This is a genomic window from Mucilaginibacter phenanthrenivorans, assembly GCF_024721155.1.
In the GTDB taxonomy this organism is placed as follows: Bacteria; Bacteroidota; Bacteroidia; order Sphingobacteriales; family Sphingobacteriaceae; genus Mucilaginibacter; species Mucilaginibacter phenanthrenivorans.
This window is the reverse complement of sequence record NZ_JAHVAP010000007.1, coordinates 264,592-284,030: the sequence shown is the minus strand read 5'-3', so window position 1 is coordinate 284,030 and position 19,439 is coordinate 264,592. Positions and strand designations below refer to the sequence as shown.

Genomic DNA, 19,439 nt, shown 5'->3' with positions numbered 1-19,439 from the left:
TCCTCATTATCAATCTATTTTATTTTCACCAAGGATTAAACAAATGTAAATAGCTGGTAATTTGTTTTCGCAGGGCCTCTTGAAAGGGCCCCTGCGCCGTATGCTAAGTATACTGCCGGCATTATCCATGTGCATCATTGATTGCAAACCATCGCTGGGGCCTCCATGAGAGACCCTGCGGGAACTGAAAATTGTTTTGCCAGGCGGCACGCTGGACGGGTCTTTTCAACCCAAAGCCATTTTATCCCTCAATTTTAAACAAGCTCTAAAAATTAAAAATATTTATAAATTAGCCTAACCAAAAATCTCAAAGCCTATGTCCTTGTTTACAAAACAGTCCAATATCTATTCCGTAAATAAGCAGCTATTAAAAGTTACTTACCAACGTGTATTCACCGTTATTATATAGCCTAAAATATCAGTTGCCTCAAACCTTGTCAGGATGACGGGAGGAAGGCAAAGATCTTATTACTGTCAATTATACTCAGCTTCAACTACGGGGTACCTTATTTAAAAAACTAATTATCTAATGCGGAAATAGCCTAATGAGTCCAATACAAATCCCCACTTTTATCATCAACTTAAAAAGCCGGGCCGACCGCAGGCAACACATTATACACGAGTTTGCCGCACATAATGAGTTTAATGTGAAAATTATTGAAGCCCGCGAACATCAAATAGGCTCCGTTGGCTTATGGCTCACTATAAAATACATTTTACAAGAAACAGCCGGCAGTGATGATGAATATATTCTCATTTGTGAAGACGACCATCAGTTTACGTCGTTTTATTCAAAGGAGCTGCTTTTTAAAAGCATAAGCCAGGCAAAAGAGCTAAATGCAGATATCCTGATAGGCGGCGTTAATTGGTTCGACGGTGTGGCCCCGGTGAACGACACCTTGCTTTGGTCGTATATTTTTAACGGCACACAATTTATAATTGTGTTTAAGAAATTTTTTGAGGCCATATTACAAGCTGACTTTGGTGACTACGATGCCGCCGATTTCAAAATATCTGCGCTTACGCAAGATAAATTTATAATTTACCCTTTTGTTTCGATACAAAAAGATTTTGGTTATTCGGATGCCACCCCTATGAACAACCTGCCGGGCCGGGCCGATGAGTTATTTTTAAAAAGCGCAACGTGGTTGCAAAACTTAAAAAACGTTGCAGGGTACTACAACAATATCACCCAGCCCGATGAACAGGATGCTGAAATATATAACACTTTAACCATACCTACCTATATTATTAATTTACCTGAACGAACGGAAAGGCTGGCCCACATAAAACAGCAATTTGAAAACAAACCCGAATTTGATGTCACCATTGTGGAGGCCTGTAAACACGAAATTGCTGCGGTTGGCTTATGGCAAAGTATTCGTAAAATTATCCGGATGGCAATTGATGCGGATGATGATGTTATTGTTATTTGTGCGGACAACCACGAGTTTACCGACCATTATTCAAAAGCGTATTTATTAAAAAATATCATCGAAGCTCACGCAAGCGGCGTAAGTTACTTATCGGGCGGCAGTAGTATTACCGAGAATGAAGTAATGATTGCTGCTAACCGGTTTTGGGTTTCCCGCTGTCTGGCCACCCCGTTTATTGTTTTGTACAAAATTTTTTTTCAGCAAATATTAGATGAACCTGTTAATGACAATGTACTTGCAGACCACTTACTCGCAGAAATGACGAGTAGCAAAATGGTTTTATACCCTTTTATTTCGGTACAAAAAGATTTTGGCTATTCAGATATAGCTGTAATTCACAATGAACAAAAAGGTATAGCAGAAAATATGTTTGCAGCCTCGGCAAAAAAATTAGAAAGTATTAAACAGGCATATATCAGGTATAACGTTTAAAGTTCCGGTTCATAGGTTACTTTATAGCCATTAACCCTTCGAAAATCGGCGGCTTCATAAAACAAGGCTGCGGTAAGATCATCGGGGAATAACCCTCCGCGCAAGCTTCATCGGGTAAACTTTCTACAAGCGGAATATTGAATGCGATAACGCGATCATTCCGGGAACGCCTCCGGAGTATGCCAATTATTTTTCATTAATACTTGTATTATAGACATCTATAAATTAGATTTGAAATACCAATTAATATTCCTAAGCACTATCCCATCAGACCTTATTATGAAAAATAACCTGTCATTCGTCTTAACCTGTCTCGTACGCCAACTTTATATACTTAATAATATTGATGCCGTATTAAAGAAAATCCTGGTCATTCAAGTTTATTTCCCTCGGGCACCTATCAAAGCAACTCCCGCCGTATTTATTAACGGGCGCAGGCTCCCCTAAACTATAAACCAAATATTTTATATAAAATATGACTGCAAAGAAATTGTCTCGCGAACAATAAGTTGCCTGCCTTCGGTAAAACAGGATAGGGAAAGCCGCAACCCGATAATAGAGGCCCAATTTAAATAAATTATAATGAAAAAATTAAAGCTCAAAGCGCTTGAATTAGGCGCCACGGGGTTGCTTACAAGAGCAGAGCTCAGAAATGTGATGGGAAAAGGTAGTATAGGTGCCAATTGCATTGCAGATAGCAATGGCCATTCCCCTATTTGTGGTAGCGACTGCTGCGTCAATAGCAAGTGCGCTCCTTGCCCTGGTGGATCCGGTAATGGCCCTGATTGCCGACAAACGGGATGCCCGTCTGGTTGGCATTGTGGTCCTTTTGGTGGTGCTTATGCTTGTTACGTGGGATAAATTTCTCGTAGAACCGGTAAGTACCATAAACCACCGTATTTATAAACCACCAGGCATTTTTATGGCTGCATTTACTTGCTAAAACGATGGTTGCGACCAATGTCATTAACTTGAGCCGAGGGCGAAATGAACAAAATTTGTATTGATTAGCGATTATTGATTTGTTTTGTTTATTTCTCTTAAAACTAAGTTAATGGCATTTTTTTTTCGCAGGGTCTCGCACGCAGGCAAAGCGTTCCATTTTACATGTGGAACACCCGGAACACTATGAAGCATCCTCATTATCAGTCTATTTGATTTTTATCAAGGCTTAAACAGATGTAAATAGCTGGTAATTTGTTTTCGCAGGGTCTCTTGAAAGTGCTCCCTGCGCTGCATGTTAAGTATACTGCTGGCTTTATCCATGTGCATGAATGATTACAAACTATCGCAGAGTCCTAGATGAGAGATCCTGCGGAATCAACCCTACATAGACGATCGTTTTGTCAAATGTATTTTTTGAGAAAATTAGGAAGGGAATGGGAGAATTTTGGAGGAGTAATGTGGGATGACATAAAATGTGGTATCTTTAGTAGTTCCAAATAGTCTATGGAATAACAATATTTTCTCCCATTTTTTATAATGAACCAAGACCAAATCATAAAACAAATTGAACCTATCATAGCGCAAAGTATAGATGGCCAGGCTATTGAAAATTTAAAAATTGACTGTAAAAGTAAATGGTGGGATTTAAAAAGCATTTATGGTCTTAATGAATTTCTGAAAGACACCTGTGCAATTGCGAATACGTTTGGGTTGGACGGCTTTATTATAATAGGGTTCGACGACAAAACGAATTCCTTTACAGATACTAAATTTTCTGATAGTGGATTAAAAGATAGCGCAGAACTCAGGAACGTTTTAATTAAACGTATTGATATTGTTTTTGATTTAAATACTTTCGATATAACCATCTCAGGGCATCAACTGAGTATAATCCATATCCCGCCTTCGGTCGACAAACCTCATATTTTGAGAGTGTATAAACGTGAAACTAAAAACGGGATTAGAGAGGAATTCAATAAAATATTTATAAGAAAGAATTCGTCGAATTATGATGCTTCTAAAAATGATATTGATATTATGTATTATGATAGAAAAAATATCATTCCTGAATACAAAATAATCGTCGGTGTCAAACGTCAAACCTTACAGATCAATGGTCAAGGGGCGGCGGGGACTTATAATTCGATGAATATACAACCGACTTTAACGTTTGAAAACCAAGGTTCAAGGCCATTGGCTATAGTCGACATTGAACTTAAATTTAGCGAGGAGATCGAACCACGTGCCGAAGAAGAATATACTTTCAAAATGGTTGACAATCAACCAATTTTGGTCGCTATTAATGATATTATAAATTATTCGCCAATATTGGAAGGAATTTTTTCCAATAATAAATCAATTCAACGAGCACAGAGGATAAATTTAAATTTAAAAAATGTTGTTGTCCAAGCTATTGTCTTAACCATGAATAGCGGAAAAGTTATTAGTCTCCCTTTAATGGTATACTAATATAACACCCGCCGTTTAAGCGTCCATCTTTGAATAATCTGACTTTCTAATTTTAGTTAATTGAAAAAATGCAAATAACCCAGATCATATTAGAAGCTATAATTATTTTATTAACTACCTACATTGCTTTTGTTAAAAGCTATTCGCAAGAAAAAGGAAAAAATTTAGCTACAAAAGAAGATATAGAAGAAATAACTAATAAGATCGAAAATGTTAAGTCCGAAGTTCAGCACGCGTACTCCCAAAAATCCCAATATCTTGAAAAAAACAAACTCGCTTTAATAAACTTTTATGAAGAATATGTTTACTGGACAGAGTTTTCAATAAAGAATATAAGCGTCGTTATAAATCAAGTTTTCGAACCTGAAAAAATCAGGGAAGTTATTAATGATTTGAATCGTCAACAATCTGTCGTAAGTAGGGCGTTTTGGGTATTATCACTATTTGAGTTGGAAGATGAAACTTTTATTAAGCAAATGAAAACCAGTTACTTGGAAGCAAATAATTTGTGTAGATCAACATTTGACTACCTAATTTCAGTAGAAACTTTTGCTGTTAATTACAAAATGACTGGCGTAATTAATGATTCCATGATTCGAGAAAATAATTCGTCAAGAGAACGTTTTATTGAGAATAGGAATCTTCAAGAGGAAATTGTAAATAGACTTACCGTTGTGTTAACTAACGTCATACGAAAAAAGATGATTGAAAAATACTCGTAAATACTCATGAACTCGGCCTATTCAAGCATGCTTAAATGGGCGACTTGCATAATAAACTTACTTCTGTATCTCCAAAGCCTATACTATAACACCAAACAAAAACCCATGAAATACCTCCCACTCCTAATCACCCTTATCCTCACCCAATCCCTCTTCGCCCAAACAAACCTGCCAATCATCAAAGCAACCTCCAAAAAGGTAGCCATTAACGATGGCGGTGTGCTGGATAAAAATGCATGGTCGCTTTCGCCGGGCGCCAGGCCTGATGTTTACACCGCCGGCAGGACCCGCAAAACAAAATGGGTTACCTTTTATACCGATCTCGATTCCATCAGGGTAAAGGTAAAGCCGGGCACCAGGTTTAACTTCGTGATCCTGCTGAACGGCAAGGATTCCTGCTATACACAAATTGCCAGCTCCTTCCCGCCGGAAGATCCGCTGAAAAGAAACCGGGTTATCAACGATACCATCCCTTTCGAACTTACTGCTGCCAACGCCATCCATGTAAAAGGCGTTATCAACAATACCGATACGCTGAACATGCATTTTGATATCAGCTCCTTCGATTTTCATATCACTAAGGAAGCCATCCTTAAAAAAAAGCTACTGGCTAACCAGCCCGATGCCCTGGCAGGCAAAGCCGAGCCAAACTACAACAAGCTTACAAAGATATTTAAGCTGCAAATAGGCAATATGATTTGGAATGATCCGCCTGTTTCGGCCACCAACTTAGCCGCCGAGGGTATGGACGGCCGCATCGGCTGGACCGTGTTCAACGATAAAATCATCGAGCTTGATTACGACAAAAGCCTGATGATCATCCACTCACAATTGCCAAAGGGTTTAAAAAGCTACACCAAAGCAAAATTGGGCTTCACCCGTTTCGATCCTTACATCAACGCCACCTTTGAGATAGCGGGCAAACAATACACCGGCGGCTTCATCATGGACAATGGCTCGGCCGAAGCTGTTATTTTAAACGGTGAATGGGCCGCCAAACAAAACTTCCCCACCAATTTAAAGGTGATCAAAACCGCCTCCATCCGCGATGCCGACGGCGGTAAATACGAGACCAAAACGGTGATTGCCCCGGTGCTGAAGCTCAACGGCTTAACGCTAACCAACATCCCAACCATTGTGTTAAGCAGCAAGATCAAGGTAGAAAACACGCTCAACTTCTTCGGCAACGGCGCCCTCAAACGCTTCAACATGGTCCTCGATCTAAAAAATGACTTTATCTATTTGAAACCCAATAAATTGTTTGGGGTGAAATATAAAGGCGATTCGTAGGCTGCACAAAAACAAATTTTAAAAATCCGAAAAGTAACAAACACACCAGGTGTAAACAATGATACACATCAGCTGACAACGTGTTAGCGGTCAAATGCGGTCAAAACATTAGGGGATAGATTTGCGGCATAAATACAAATTTTATGAAAAAGCTTATTCTATCATCCTTTACTTTAGTATTAATTACTACCGCCACCTGCTTTGCGCAGCAAAAACACGAATTAGACATCCGTCTCCGCGCCATTGACGTTGTTCCGCAGGAAAGCGCCACGATCGGCGTGATCGGGGGCGGTGTAAAAATCGACAACACGGTTGTTCCCGAACTTGATTTCACTTACTTTTTTGCCAACAACTTTTCTGCCGAGCTGATCCTGGCCACAACGCGCCATACTGTTAGCACCACATCATCAAACCTGTCGGCAATTGGCGGCAGCACATCTGCCAATGTACCGTTGGGGAAAAAATGGTTGCTGCCTCCTACCCTAACGCTTCAGTATCACCTGCCTACTACCGGCATCATTAAACCATATATTGGTACCGGTGTTAATTACACCTTCTTTTACAGCGGCGATCCGGGACCGGTTGTAAACAGTGTGAGCTATAAAAATCACTTTGGCTTTGCCACACAGTTGGGTACAGACATTAATTTAGACAAGAAGTTTTTCTTAAACATCGACGTAAAAAAAATATGGCTAAAAACCAACGTAACAGTTAACGCTGCCAACTTAACGCCTGCATCATCACCAGAGCTGGCGCCTGTTTTGGCAAACATCCCGGCATCGGTAAAAATAAACCCCTGGGTTATAGGTTTCGGCGTAGGTTACAGGATCAAATAAGTCGCAACAAGCCACAAAAAAAGCTGCATATTAAGGTATGCGGCTTTTTTTGTAAATATCAAATTTTCGCTTACCTTAAATGTTAGTTAGTGCGCTTGCCGTTTATTTAGCTTAACTCATTTTATCTACAAAAAAAGACAACAAATCATTTTTTTTCTCATCAAGGAGCTTTTAAAGGGCCCTATTCCCACCGATTTACTACCTAAATTCGCTAATCTGACGATACTGAATAAAATTATACAACTCATTATCAACAAATTAACAAATATATCGATATTTAGATAGAACTATGTATTGCATATTACTGTATTAAACATATATCTTTGTGTTATACGATAAGCATAATGCCAATACAGATCATTCACCCTAAACGTAATAATATGAAAACAAGCTTTTTTATTGCAGCCTTTTGCCTCCTTGCATTAAGCATTTTTGTTGGCTGGGCAAAACTTGAACACAACAACGACGACATCTCCATCGCGGTTTCCGACACGGATGATACCTACACCTTTAAGGCATCCTTCAATGAAAACACCACCGGCAAGGTGCAGGATTTTATGAACGACAGCATGCGCCCAAACGGCATTTTCAGATCAACAAGCGACAACTTTAACGTAACTACCACCCTTAAAGACGGCACCGATTTCTACATCAAAGAATCGCCCGGAGAACTAAAAGTCGAGATCGATAAAAGAAAAAACTCTACCGCCTCGTTCCTGCGCATCAAAAAGATGTGCGATGGCGTGGCGAAGATCCTGAAGGGGAGGTGAAGAGGAAAGTCCGAAAGTCGGAAAAGTCCGGAAGTCCGAAAGAAATGGCGGAATATTGGACTGATCCTGAATTTCCTCACTCACTGATTCACCACTCACTAATTCACTAATTCACTAATTCACTAATTCACTAATTCACTAATTATAATATGAAAAAAATCATTCTTACATTATCAATACTGATCGGCCTCAGCGCGGCAACATTTGCGCAATGCGATAAAAGCGTGGTGCTTAGCTCTTCGAAAACCGAACACCTGGACGAGGCCGGTGCCATTACCCGCACCGTTGACGAAAACGCTACCATCGAACTGAGCAAAACCATGCTGGACATTACCGTTAATGATCGCAAGATCTTTAGTGGCAACGTTAAGGACAATACCTGCAACTGGACAACACCATTTAAGGTTGGAAAATCTGTGGTACACGCAACCGTTACCAACGACGATGGCGCTGAAAAGCAGGTAACCATAACCATTGAGGGCAAGGACGGAAAGGTTACCCTTTTCTTCGAGATGGAAGGCGAGCCGGGCGACAAGGTTAGGGTTTACATTGACAAATTCACGGAGAAGGCTTAATCATCATTATTAAACAAAATAATCATCACAACAAATGAAAAAGATCCTCTTAACCCTTGTATTACTGGCTTCCATAAGTGTTGCCGCCCTTGCACAGTGCGATAAAACCGCAGTGCTTACCTCATCAAAAACAGATCATATCGACGCCGGCGGAGCCTTGATCAGAACGGTTACTGAAGCTGTGATCCTGGAAATCAGCAAAACCGAAGTAAATGTTTCAGTTGACGGCGACCCTAAAATAAAAGCCATTATTAAATCAAACACCTGCAATTGGACAGTGCCGTTTAAAGAAGGGAAGACAGTTATCCACGGCGTGGCCCAGCATGATGGGAACGACATGCCCGTGACTTTAACCCTTGAAGGCAAGGACGGAAAGGTTACCCTCATATTCCAAATGGACGAACGTACCGACGACAGGGTAAGGATTACCGCTGATAAGTTTACAGAGAAGGGATAGCGACCTAAAACTTGCGAAGTCTTGAAGACTTCGCAAGTTTTTCGGTTATATTTGGTTTGAAATCTCAACCTTCAAACCGAATGAAACTAACTATTGCAGTAGCACTTCTTTTTATTAGCTACAATGTAACCGCTCAAATCACTATTGTTAAGCTTGATAAAAACACCTTACCTAAATTGATAAAATACACAGGGCACGTTATAGACGCTGTAAAGTTTATTGATGGTGATGGCGAACACTTGCTTATTACAACCGAAACAGGTATAACCAAATCAAAAGGGGACGAAGATTTCCGTAGTGCTGCATTATATGCTTATCACTATAAGGTTAATGGCAGCGAATTCAAGCTTACCTGGCAAACCTATGATTTTGTTAATGACTGTCCGGTTGACCTTGAGGCCAGTTACGTACCCAATACCTTTGCCATTACAGATCTGAACAAAGATGGTAAGGCGGAGATATGGCTGATGTACCGAACGGTTTGCCATGGAGATGTTAGTCCAGGCGAAATGAAGGTAATTATGCACGAGGCAGATAAAAAATATGCCATGCGGGGTACTAGCAAAGCAAAGATTTCAGCTACCGATTACATGGGCGGTAAATACACTTTCGATCCTGCGTTTATCAGTGGCCCGGAACCTTTTCGCCAATACGCAGAGCGGCTTTGGAAAAAGAACTTGATGGAATAATCTGCATAACAGAAGTTTACTTTACCACCTCTCCCTTTTCGTTCAAAGTTTCTATAACCGGCTGGTTATCTTTATTTATGTAGATATTGAGCCTGGGCTTGCCATTGGCATCATTTAAAAACAAACCTACTTCGCCTTTTGTATTTTTGCCTACAAACAGCCGCTGATGAGTATTACCGGCTGCTTTGAGTTTCGCTATGCCTGCCTTAAAAGCAACTGTATCATTCAGCTTTTGCAATGAATCATAATAAGCAAGTTGTTTGCTGAGAGTAAATTCATCCTTCCTGTCCCACATATTCAAACCATAGCTCCTTACCATTTTTCCTTGATCCTTTTCCTGGTCGTATTGCAGCTGCATGATCTGGTCATTTTTATACTGATCAAAAGAATAAGTCATGCTGGCGCCGTTTTTATTGCCATCGTAAACCAGGCCGCCGTCCTCATCGCCATCATCGTTGAAAAATATCATGCCTGCGGGGCGATCGCGGGTTGGCAGGTCCTTATCGTCCATCCGGCCGGGATGTTGCCGTTCCTTGTTACTGATCACCATGCGCAGCCTTCCTGTCTTCTCGACGATGTTTATGCGTTCGGCAGTTATTTCCTTATAATGACCGCTGTTTAAGCTGATAGAATAGGCTATAAATCCTATTACCACCAGTGTGAGTACAATAGCGTAGATCTTTAATATTTTAACCTGCTTTTCTAAGTTTTCCATGTGATTGATTTAATTAAATAAATGGTAGACGCGATGCATCGCGTCTACGTGCAATATCACTAAGTTAAGTCCATTTCTCTTTTTCACCCTCTTTGCGGAGCAGAGAGGGTCGCCCAGCGCAGCGTCGGCGGGGTGAGTAAAACCGCCGTGCATTGGCGCCAATGCAATTGCGTGAACATCGTGAGCAGATTTACCCACCCGGTCGACGCTTCGCTGGACCTGCCCTCCCTTTGCTGTGCACAAGGAGGGCTAAAAAGCTTGACTTAATGACATCTTTCTACGTCTCAAAAGGTAAATCTCAATGCAAAATCTTAAACACCAGTTCTTTCATCAGTCCGCCATGATCGGTCATTGAATCCACGCCTTTGCTTTTGAGGTCGTACTCGCGAAGGTAGCTGATGATCTGCATGGTTTTGCCATAGTTATAGCTGCGGGCAGCCTGTTCATAGTCCTTTATAAAATACGGACTCACCCCCAGTTCCCTCGCCAAATTCCCCGGCGACTTATCCTTTACATAGTGATAGGTAAGTACCTTGCTGAAAAAATTATTCAAATTCCCCAAAACCAGCACTATCGGGTTCGACTTTGGATTCGCCTCAAAATAATTGATGATCTGGTTTGCCTTGAATGCGTCCTTTCTGCCAAGCGCGGCCTGCAGTTCAAACACATTATATTCCTTGCTGATGCCTATGTTATCATGGATATGCTTCAGGGTGATCTCCTGCCCCGCCTGTACATTCAGCATCAGCTTTTCAAGCTCGTTGCTGATCTTGGAAAGGTCGTTACCGAGGTATTCAGCCAGCATAAGGGAGGCTTGCGGATTTATCTTATAGCCCTTATCCGCAATAAAACCCTCTATCCACGCCGGAATCTTACTATCGTACAAAGCCGCCGACTCAAAAATGAGCCCGTTCTTTTCAATGGCCTTGTAAGTCTTTTTGCGCTTATCAAACTTCCCGTACTTGTAACAAAAAACAAGGATGGTACTCGGCAGCGGGTTTTCCAGGTAACTAAGCAGTGGGTTCATGCTCTTCTTATCGGCATCATCGCTTCCCCATTTCATATCCTGCGCCTCCTTTACCAGCACCACCTGGTAGTCGGCCATCATTGGGTAACGCTTTGAAGCGTTTAGTACAGTCATTATATCCGTATCCTTACCGTATAAAACTGTTTGGTTAAAGCCCTTCTCAGCCTCCGATAAAAGTTTACGCTCCACAAACTCCCCCACCAAATCAATAAAATAAGGTTCCTCCCCATGCAGCAAATACAAGGGTTTATACTTTTTATTCTTAAGATCTTTTATGATATCTGTCGCCGTCATTTCAAGGGGCAAAATAAGGATTTTTGGTGAATGGTGAGTGGGCGAATAACTAGCAGATCATTAACATTCACAACTACCTATTCATTCCTCACTGACAAACATTAGGATTCCCCCCGATAAATTTCCATTTTCGCGATATGGAACTGCTGTTGCCGCTTAATCTTCCACCATACCCATTCAAAATAAACGACCATAACGGCCAGTTAACTTTGTTTGATGTGATCCGGAAAAGGGAGATCATTATTACCCCCGAGGAATGGGTACGCCAGCATTTTGTTCAATACCTTATAAATCAAAAAAAATATCCTAAAACCTTGATAAAGCTGGAGGGCGGCCACAAACTTCACGGAATGGCCAAGCGCACGGATATCGTGGTTTATAACCCGGCAGGCGAGAAAATACTATTAGTTGAATGCAAGGCGCCCTCTGTACCCATCGATCAAAAAACGTTCGACCAAATTGCCCGGTATAATATGGTTCATAAGGTAAAGCTGCTTGCTGTTACAAATGGCCTGCAACATTATTTTTGCCTGATAGATTTTGACAAAAAGGATTATAAATTTATTGAGGAGTTGCCAGCCTACGATACGCGCTGACCAGCGCCGGCAAAAACCAGGTTCTGGATCTTTTCCATCAGTTCTTCCGGCTTAAATGGTTTGGATACATAATCATTCATGCCGGCATTAAAAATTTGCTCTTCAATGTCAAGCAAGGCGGCAGCAGTTAGGGCAATGATAGGAACATTGGCTTTTTTCATATCAGGCAATTTTCTTATTTGAATTGCAGCATCAAAACCGTTCATAACGGGCATCTGCAGGTCCATTAAAATAATATCAAAACTGCCGCTTTTAAAAATTTCTATGGCGTGTTCGCCGTTATCAGCTATAGTTGGCTTAATTTTCCACCTGGAAAGCAGTTTCCTCATCAACAATACATTCACAGGGTTATCTTCAGCAATTAACATATTAAGATTGCTCAGCATCTCTGTATTTTTTAACGACGGGTGGTTCTCCCCAATCTCGTTAATATTTGATGATGACACGGCAAATTCCATGTTAAATGAAAATTCGGAGCCTTCACCTACCTTACTTGATACATGCATATGCAGCCCCTGCAATGCCAGTAAACGCTTTACAATGGCAAGGCCCATACCCGTGCCTCCATATTGGCGGGTGGTGGTAATTGATTCCTGGGTAAAGGGTTCAAAAATGCTTTCAAGATTGCTTTTATCGATCCCGATACCGGTATCCTTTACGGTAAAGGTTACCCTCACTTTTGAATTTTGATTCTCGTAACAGAAAGCCTTCACATAAATACTGCCGGTGCTCGTGAACTTTATGGCATTGCTAACCAGGTTAAATAATATCTGGTTCAGGCGGGTAGGATCGCCAAAAAGAACCCGGTTGTTAAGGGTGGGATCAATTTTCAGGGCAAATTTAAGCCCCTTTTCCTCTGCCTTCAGGCGTTGCGCCGCGCACATGTTCTGCAGCAGGTCAACCAGGTTAAACTTCACATTTTCAAACATCACCTTCCCCGCCTCTATCTTATTAAAATCGAGCACGTCATTCACTATCGATTGTAAATTATTAGCGGAGGATTTTAATACGTTGAGGTTTTCCCGTTGGTCATCACGGGGGTTAGCCATTATCATTACGTTGCTCATCCCAACTATTGCGTTCAGCGGCGTTCGGATCTCGTGCGACATAGTGGCCAAAAATTCCGATTTTATCTGTGACGATTTCTCGGCTTTTTCGATCGCATATTCCAGCTTACTGTTCAGGATGGCCTGTTCCTGGCCGGTTTCTTTTAGCTGTTTTATATTCTTAATAAACGCGCTATAAAAATGGCTGTGGATATATATAATGATGATAAAATTAGCGAACATGCTAATGATTATCGTGCTTTGATCCACCTGTTCGGGCTTCAGGGCTATAAAGTAACTTTCGTTGTAGTTTAGCACATAAAATACCAGTACCGGAATAATATTGATAAGCGAATACAGGAGGCCTACGCGCTGGCCCAACATATAATAGCCGAACAAAATCACCATCAAAATCACCTGTATGGTAATGATATCAACCTTTTGAATTACTATAAAAACATTGCTCAGGTTAACCAGGGTAGCCATAAGCAATAGCGCATGTGATACCCGCCGCCATCGGGGCGCCCATGTAAGGTACTTGAATAAAGCCGCAATACAAATAAGTACTATACCGGAAGTAGTAGTAAGTAATGTTAAATGCTGCAGGTAGACACTAAGAAACAAGCCGAAGGCCGCAACAAATATGATGTAAAAGCCATAATAAAGTAAGCGGATGCGTGCCTGATCAAGAATGGACTGGCTATCAGAAAGTATCTTGGCTAATGAAAAATTAAAAAAACCGGCGTCCTTGCTCATTAAGAATTGGCACTTAGCTGTTAAAGTTGCTCATAAAAATCAGGAATAACAAGGGGTCTAAAAAAAAGTTAAACCCCCTGCTCCCAATAATTTATCGCAAGCATATATGCAATTAACAAGCCAAAGCCGCGAGGTTCTCCTCCAGTATTTTTAGTTTAGCTTCTGCATCGGCCTTCTTCTTTAACTCAACCTCAATAATCTCTGGTTTTGCGTTAGCCATGAAGCGTTCATTTCCTAACTTAGAGTTAACAGCCTTTAAGAATCCGGTTAAATAATCCTTCTCCTTATTTAGTTTTTCACACTCAGCAACAGGGTCAATACTTTCCTCCAGCGGCACGTAAAACTCATCAGTTGAGACCATAAACCCTGCAGCTTGTGCCAGCTTATCGGTAGTAAAACCAAAGGTGCTGATGTTCCCAAGTTTAGTTATAATTAATCCGTACAAGTTGTAAGCAACCTCAGAGTTTGCCTTAACCGAAAGGTCCAGTTTTTCTTTTGGAGAGATTTGTTTTGCGTTGCGAATATTCCTAACCTGCGTGATAATTTGTTTTACAATTTCAATATCATCCAATAGCCGGGTATTTATTTGCCCATATTTTGGTAATTGGGCAACGATGCAGCAATCCAATTCTGAGCGGTCGCCAAACAACTCATCATGCCATAGTTCTTCAGTAATAAATGGCATAAAAGGATGCAGGATCTTCAGGATATTTTCGAAAAACGCAATGGTTTTATCATAAGTTTCCCTGTCGATAGGATGTTGGTAAACCGGCTTGATCATCTCCAGGTACCACGCACAGAAATCGTCCCAAACCAGCTTATAAGTAGCCATTAAAGCTTCCGAAAGGCGGAACTGCTCAAAGTTACTCTCTATCTCTGTTAAAGCCTGGTTAAACCTGCTGTCGAACCATTCTATGGCAACTTCGTTAGGGTTTACAAGGTTCTCATCAACCTCCCAGCCTTTTATCAGCTTAAATGCATTCCAGATCTTGTTGGCGAAATTGCGCCCTTGTTCGCAATAGCTTTCATCAAACATCAGGTCGTTACCGGCAGGCGAGCAAAGCAGCATACCTACCCTAACGCCATCGGCCCCGAACTTCTCGATCAGTTCCAGCGGATCAGGCGAATTACCCAGGGACTTAGACATCTTGCGACCAAGCTTATCTCTAACAATACCGGTTAAGTAAACGTTTTTAAACGGAGCCTCGCCCCTGAATTCGTGACCGGCCATAATCATCCTGGCCACCCAGAAGAAAAGGATCTCAGGAGCTGTAACCAGGTCGTTTGTTGGGTAGTAATAGTTGATATCGGCATTGTTCGGATCTTTAAATCCGTCAAATACCGAGATCGGCCATAACCATGACGAAAACCAGGTGTCTAGTACGTCCTCGTCCTGTTTTAAGTCTAAAGTCGTAAGTCCGGAGCCCGGAGTCGATGCGTTTGCAAGTTCAAGCGCTTCCTCCGCAGTTTTAGCAATAACAAACTGCCCGTTTGGTAAATACCACGCCGGGATTTGCTGCCCCCACCATAACTGGCGACTGATACACCAATCCTTTACATTCTCCATCCAATGGCGGTAGGTATTGGTGAATTTTTCGGGAATCAATTTTATATCGCCCTTCAGCACGTAATCCAGTGCAGGTTTGGCCATTTCGTCCATCTTGCAAAACCATTGCATAGAAAGCTTTGGTTCAATAACTGCATCGGTCCGTTCTGAAAAACCTATCTGTGATTTGTAGTCTTCAACTTTATCTAAATAACCATCAGCTTCAAGCAAAACGGCGATTTTTTTACGGGCAGCAAAACGGTCCTCGCCTACTAAGATCTGTGCCTTTTCATTCAGCGTGCCGTCATCGTTTAAAATATCGATAACTGGCAGGTTATGTTTCTGGCCGAGTTCGTAGTCATTCAGATCATGCGCAGGCGTTACCTTTAAGCAGCCGGTACCAAAATCCATGGTAACATACTCGTCCAATATAACGGGGATCTCCCTGTTAATAAGCGGGATCAACACCTTTTTACCGTGTAAATGAAAGTAGCGCTCGTCATTAGGATTGATACAGATTGCTGCATCAGCCATGATAGTTTCAGGACGGGTGGTAGCAATAGTAAGGAACTCAGTATTTGAGCCCTCACCTACTACATTGTATTTGATATAATAAAGCTTCTGATTAACTTCCTTGCGGATAACTTCTTCATCACTCACCGCAGTTTTTCCCTGCGGATCCCAATTTACCATGCGTACACCACGGTAGATCAAGCCTTTTTTGTAAAAGTGTATAAAAGTATCAATTACGGCTTCCGAAAGATCATCCTCCATGGTAAATCGCGTACGATCCCAATCACAAGATGCGCCTAATTTTTTAAGCTGATCAAGGATGATACCGCCGTATTTTTCCTTCCATTCCCAGGCGTAGGCCAAAAATTCGGGGCGGGTAAGGTCCTTTTTACCGATCCCGCGTTCCTTTAGCATGGCAACAACCTTTGCCTCAGTAGCAATACTGGCATGGTCGGTACCAGGTACCCAGCAGGCGTTTTTACCCTTCATGCGGGCACGACGGATCAATACATCCTGTATGGTATTGTTCAACATATGCCCCATGTGCAGCACCCCGGTGACGTTTGGCGGAGGGATTACAATGGTGTAAGGCTCGCGTTCGTCAGGCACCGATTTAAAAAAATCGTGCTTTAACCAGTAACTGTACCACTTTTCTTCAGCTTCTTTGGGCAGGTATGTTTTAGAAATATTCATAAGGCTGCAAATTTAAGAATAGTTCATGGATCATGGTTCATGGTTCATGGTTTTTTGTAGTGGAATTGGTCTTTAGCGATCATCTTCCGTAAAAAATCTTCAGAGAAAATTACACCCAATCGCTTTTTTTCCATGATCCATGAACCATGAACCATGAACCATGAACCATGAACTCTGCCTATTTTACTATGAACCATGAACTATCAACCATGAACTTCCTTCCATCACAATATTTTTACAATTAAAAAGTTTAATCTAAAAAGGCCCCCATGTCCATCAAAACACTGCCCTTACACCGTTTTCTGCTGGAAATGCTTAAAAAAGCACGCTCGTCGTTCTTAGTAAAGTGGTTTAATCGTTAGCGTCCCCTAATGCCTGTTTGCAGGCTTGCTTCCTAATTTTATTAACTTTAGTTTTCAGTAACTGATATGAAACAAAACATAAACAATTTTATGCTGATGGGTATGCTCTGCCTGTCTATGGGCGCTTCCGCCCAGGTTGGGGTAAAAACTAAGGACAAGTCAAAGTCTCCCCAAGTTAAATTAGACCTCAAAAAATATATCGATCCTGCCAACATGGATCTCTCCGTAAAGCCCGGTGACGATTTTTTTGAATACGCTGATGGTAGCTGGGTAAAAAACAACGCTATCCCCGCAAAGGAAACCCGTTGGGGAAGTTTCGGGATTCTTCACGAGGAAAATACCAAAAAACTACTTGGCATCCTGAACGATGTAAGCAAAACACCCCGTGAACCAAAAGGCAGTTTGAGGCAACGTGTTGGCGATCTTTATGCCAGCGGGATGGATAGCCTTACAATAGAAAAACAAGGATATGATCCAATAAAACCTGACCTGGAACGCGTTGCCAAGGTATCCGACCTCGATGGTGTAATAAAAGAAGCGGTTTACCAACGCACAAATGGTGTAGGCAGTCCCCTGTTTGGTTTTGGCGTAGGCCAGGATTCAAAGCATCCCACAGTTAACATCGTAAGCTTTGGCCAGGGCGGCACCAGTTTACCTGACCGCGATAATTATTTAAAGGATGACGCACGTACCAAAAAGATCCAGGCTGCTTACAAGCAATACATCATTTCATTATATAAGCTGACGGGTGCAAGCGATGCTGATGCCGCAAAAAATGCAGAAACGATATTCACCATTGAAACCGCGATTGCTAAGGCACAACTAAGCCGGGTTGCCATGCGCGACCCGAATAAAACCTACAACAAACTGTCTGTAACGGATTTTGGTAAGCTTACCCCGCATTTAAACTGGGCGCAGTTATTACCGTTGATGAAAATCACCGGGCAAGATACCGTTATCGTTTCCTCGCCTGAATTTTATAAGGCCCTGGATGCCCAGTTAGCAGCAACACCTATTGCTGATTGGAAAACCTACCTGGAATGGAACGTTTTAAAAGGATCTGCATCGTCGCTTAGTTCACCATTTGTTAAGGCAAGCTTTGATTTCAGCGCTGCTTTGAGTGGCCAAAAGGTACAGGCACCGCGCGATGAGCGCATGTCGGGCCTGGTTGACGGCAGCCTTGGTGAATTACTTGGACAGATCTATGTAGAAAAATATTTCACACCTGCCGCCAAGGCATACATGGCGAGCCTGGTGAATAACCTGAAAGTTACCTTAGGCGAACGCATCCAGGGCTTAACATGGATGAGCCCGGAAACAAAAGCCCGTGCCTTGAAAAAACTGGCTGCATTTACGGTTAAAATAGGCTATCCTGATAAATGGCAGGACTACGCCGGTTTGGAGATTGAAAGAGGCGATTATTCCGGCAACTTGCGTCGTATTTCGCAATGGAGATATAATTACAATGTAAGTCAGTTAGGTAAGCCAGTTGACAAAACTCGCTGGGGCATGAGTCCGCCGACAGTTAACGCTTACTACAGCCCAACCAATAACGAGATTGTTTTCCCTGCGGGGATCCTCCAGTTCCCATTCTTTGATTTTGGTGCAGATGATGCCGTTAATTACGGCGGTATAGGCGCGGTAATCGGCCACGAAATGACGCACGGATTTGACGACCAGGGCCGCCAATACGATGCTGATGGCACCCTGCGCGATTGGTGGACAAAGGACGATGCTGATAAGTTTAAAATCCGCGCCGACCAGGTGGTAAATCAATACAACCAGTTTACCGTTGTTGATACCATCCACGTGAATGGTAAGTTAACCTTAGGCGAAAACCTTGCAGATCTTGGTGGATTAAATGTTGCCTACGCGGCGTTCAAGAAAACTAAGGAAGGCAAATCAAACACAAAAATTGATGGCTTCACGCCCGATCAGCGTTTCTTCCTGTCATGGGCACAGGTTTGGAGAAGCTCACAACGCCCTGAGGCTGCGGCTCAGCGCATCTTAACCGATCCGCACTCGCCGGAACAATATCGTACTGATGCACCGCTCACTAATATTGATGCGTGGTATAAGGCGTTTGGTGTTAAACCGGGCGATAAAATGTATAAAAAGCCGGAGGACAGGACAAAGGTTTGGTAATTTTTGGACCATAGTCCATGGACGATAGACCATAGGAAAGGCCTGCTGAAAAGCGGGCTTTTTTGTTTTTTCATTCTCCCTTCCCCTCCGGCTGTGTCCTCACAGCCGGCCTATGCTTATGGTT

Annotated in this window: 16 protein-coding genes; 12 read left to right on the top strand and 4 right to left on the bottom strand. The window is 42.0% G+C overall.

Going from position 1 to position 19,439, the window contains the following annotated elements:
• The first annotated feature begins 545 nt into the window (after nucleotides 1-545).
• The 10 genes from KXD93_RS18630 to KXD93_RS18585 all read left to right on the top strand — a co-directional run bounded on the left by KXD93_RS18630 (nucleotide 546) and on the right by KXD93_RS18585 (nucleotide 9,622).
• Nucleotides 546-1,868: a glycosyltransferase family 25 protein gene (locus tag KXD93_RS18630; RefSeq protein WP_258138859.1), complete on the top strand. Its 1,323-nt coding sequence runs from the start codon at nucleotides 546-548 to the stop codon at nucleotides 1,866-1,868.
• 700 nt (nucleotides 1,869-2,568) lie between these two features.
• Nucleotides 2,569-2,811: a hypothetical protein gene (locus KXD93_RS18625; RefSeq protein ID WP_258138858.1), complete on the top strand. Its 243-nt coding sequence runs from the start codon at nucleotides 2,569-2,571 to the stop codon at nucleotides 2,809-2,811.
• 539 nt (nucleotides 2,812-3,350) lie between these two features.
• Nucleotides 3,351-4,283 (top strand): AlbA family DNA-binding domain-containing protein, encoded by a 933-nt coding sequence (locus KXD93_RS18620; RefSeq protein WP_258138857.1) that lies wholly within the window; start codon nucleotides 3,351-3,353, stop codon nucleotides 4,281-4,283.
• Nucleotides 4,284-4,351: 68 nt separating this feature from the next.
• Nucleotides 4,352-5,005 (top strand): hypothetical protein, encoded by a 654-nt coding sequence (locus tag KXD93_RS18615; protein WP_258138856.1) that lies wholly within the window; start codon nucleotides 4,352-4,354, stop codon nucleotides 5,003-5,005.
• A gap of 105 nt (nucleotides 5,006-5,110) precedes the next feature.
• On the top strand, nucleotides 5,111-6,295 hold the full coding sequence (locus tag KXD93_RS18610; protein ID WP_258138855.1) for a hypothetical protein: 1,185 nt from the start codon (nucleotides 5,111-5,113) through the stop codon (nucleotides 6,293-6,295).
• Nucleotides 6,296-6,438: 143 nt separating this feature from the next.
• Complete coding sequence (locus KXD93_RS18605) at nucleotides 6,439-7,131, top strand: OmpW/AlkL family protein (RefSeq protein WP_258138854.1); 693 nt, start codon at nucleotides 6,439-6,441, stop codon at nucleotides 7,129-7,131.
• 380 nt (nucleotides 7,132-7,511) lie between these two features.
• A complete protein-coding gene (locus tag KXD93_RS18600; RefSeq protein ID WP_258138853.1) occupies nucleotides 7,512-7,901 on the top strand; it encodes a hypothetical protein in 390 nt (129 codons plus the stop codon).
• Between the two features lie 149 nt (nucleotides 7,902-8,050).
• A complete protein-coding gene (locus KXD93_RS18595) occupies nucleotides 8,051-8,476 on the top strand; it encodes a VCBS domain-containing protein (RefSeq protein WP_258138852.1) in 426 nt (141 codons plus the stop codon).
• 34 nt (nucleotides 8,477-8,510) lie between these two features.
• Complete coding sequence (locus KXD93_RS18590; protein ID WP_258138850.1) at nucleotides 8,511-8,933, top strand: hypothetical protein; 423 nt, start codon at nucleotides 8,511-8,513, stop codon at nucleotides 8,931-8,933.
• Between the two features lie 80 nt (nucleotides 8,934-9,013).
• Nucleotides 9,014-9,622 carry a M949_RS01915 family surface polysaccharide biosynthesis protein gene (locus tag KXD93_RS18585; RefSeq protein ID WP_258138849.1) on the top strand — a complete coding sequence of 203 codons (609 nt, stop codon included), beginning with the start codon at nucleotides 9,014-9,016 and terminating at the stop codon, nucleotides 9,620-9,622.
• Nucleotides 9,623-9,638: 16 nt separating this feature from the next.
• Here the strand turns inward: KXD93_RS18585 and KXD93_RS18580 are convergent, their stop codons facing one another.
• Both KXD93_RS18580 and holA read right to left on the bottom strand, forming a co-directional pair.
• Nucleotides 9,639-10,337, bottom strand: coding sequence for a hypothetical protein (locus KXD93_RS18580; RefSeq protein ID WP_258138848.1), 699 nt, complete (start codon nucleotides 10,335-10,337; stop codon nucleotides 9,639-9,641).
• Between the two features lie 298 nt (nucleotides 10,338-10,635).
• Nucleotides 10,636-11,658 carry a DNA polymerase III subunit delta gene (holA, locus tag KXD93_RS18575; RefSeq protein ID WP_258138847.1) on the bottom strand — a complete coding sequence of 341 codons (1,023 nt, stop codon included), beginning with the start codon at nucleotides 11,656-11,658 and terminating at the stop codon, nucleotides 10,636-10,638.
• Nucleotides 11,659-11,795: 137 nt separating this feature from the next.
• Here holA and KXD93_RS18570 point away from each other — a divergent pair, with 137 nt between their 5' ends.
• Nucleotides 11,796-12,254 carry a type I restriction enzyme HsdR N-terminal domain-containing protein gene (locus KXD93_RS18570; protein ID WP_258138846.1) on the top strand — a complete coding sequence of 153 codons (459 nt, stop codon included), beginning with the start codon at nucleotides 11,796-11,798 and terminating at the stop codon, nucleotides 12,252-12,254.
• Here the strand turns inward: KXD93_RS18570 and KXD93_RS18565 are convergent.
• Both KXD93_RS18565 and KXD93_RS18560 read right to left on the bottom strand, forming a co-directional pair.
• Complete coding sequence (locus KXD93_RS18565; protein ID WP_258138845.1) at nucleotides 12,239-14,056, bottom strand: ATP-binding protein; 1,818 nt, start codon at nucleotides 14,054-14,056, stop codon at nucleotides 12,239-12,241. The two genes, KXD93_RS18570 and KXD93_RS18565, sit on opposite strands and share 16 nt — an antisense overlap.
• Before the next feature lie 112 nt (nucleotides 14,057-14,168).
• On the bottom strand, nucleotides 14,169-16,808 hold the full coding sequence (locus tag KXD93_RS18560) for a valine--tRNA ligase (protein ID WP_258138844.1): 2,640 nt from the start codon (nucleotides 16,806-16,808) through the stop codon (nucleotides 14,169-14,171).
• Nucleotides 16,809-17,236: 428 nt separating this feature from the next.
• Here KXD93_RS18560 and KXD93_RS18555 point away from each other — a divergent pair, with 428 nt between their 5' ends.
• Entirely contained in the window at nucleotides 17,237-19,315 is a 2,079-nt protein-coding gene (locus KXD93_RS18555; protein WP_258138843.1) for a M13 family metallopeptidase, read from the top strand.
• The last annotated feature ends 124 nt before the right edge of the window (nucleotides 19,316-19,439 follow it).

Coding starts and splice junctions, on each gene's coding strand:
- KXD93_RS18620 (WP_258138857.1), top strand. CDS start 3,351: ATGAACCAAGACCAAATCATAAAACAAATTGAACCTATCATAGCGCAA.
- KXD93_RS18565 (WP_258138845.1), bottom strand. CDS start 14,056: ATGAGCAAGGACGCCGGTTTTTTTAATTTTTCATTAGCCAAGATACTT.
- holA (WP_258138847.1), bottom strand. CDS start 11,658: ATGACGGCGACAGATATCATAAAAGATCTTAAGAATAAAAAGTATAAA.
- KXD93_RS18595 (WP_258138852.1), top strand. CDS start 8,051: ATGAAAAAAATCATTCTTACATTATCAATACTGATCGGCCTCAGCGCG.
- KXD93_RS18605 (WP_258138854.1), top strand. CDS start 6,439: ATGAAAAAGCTTATTCTATCATCCTTTACTTTAGTATTAATTACTACC.
- KXD93_RS18630 (WP_258138859.1), top strand. CDS start 546: ATGAGTCCAATACAAATCCCCACTTTTATCATCAACTTAAAAAGCCGG.
- KXD93_RS18585 (WP_258138849.1), top strand. CDS start 9,014: ATGAAACTAACTATTGCAGTAGCACTTCTTTTTATTAGCTACAATGTA.
- KXD93_RS18580 (WP_258138848.1), bottom strand. CDS start 10,337: ATGGAAAACTTAGAAAAGCAGGTTAAAATATTAAAGATCTACGCTATT.
- KXD93_RS18590 (WP_258138850.1), top strand. CDS start 8,511: ATGAAAAAGATCCTCTTAACCCTTGTATTACTGGCTTCCATAAGTGTT.
- KXD93_RS18625 (WP_258138858.1), top strand. CDS start 2,569: ATGGCCATTCCCCTATTTGTGGTAGCGACTGCTGCGTCAATAGCAAGT.
- KXD93_RS18560 (WP_258138844.1), bottom strand. CDS start 16,808: ATGAATATTTCTAAAACATACCTGCCCAAAGAAGCTGAAGAAAAGTGG.
- KXD93_RS18615 (WP_258138856.1), top strand. CDS start 4,352: ATGCAAATAACCCAGATCATATTAGAAGCTATAATTATTTTATTAACT.
- KXD93_RS18555 (WP_258138843.1), top strand. CDS start 17,237: ATGAAACAAAACATAAACAATTTTATGCTGATGGGTATGCTCTGCCTG.
- KXD93_RS18570 (WP_258138846.1), top strand. CDS start 11,796: ATGGAACTGCTGTTGCCGCTTAATCTTCCACCATACCCATTCAAAATA.
- KXD93_RS18610 (WP_258138855.1), top strand. CDS start 5,111: ATGAAATACCTCCCACTCCTAATCACCCTTATCCTCACCCAATCCCTC.
- KXD93_RS18600 (WP_258138853.1), top strand. CDS start 7,512: ATGAAAACAAGCTTTTTTATTGCAGCCTTTTGCCTCCTTGCATTAAGC.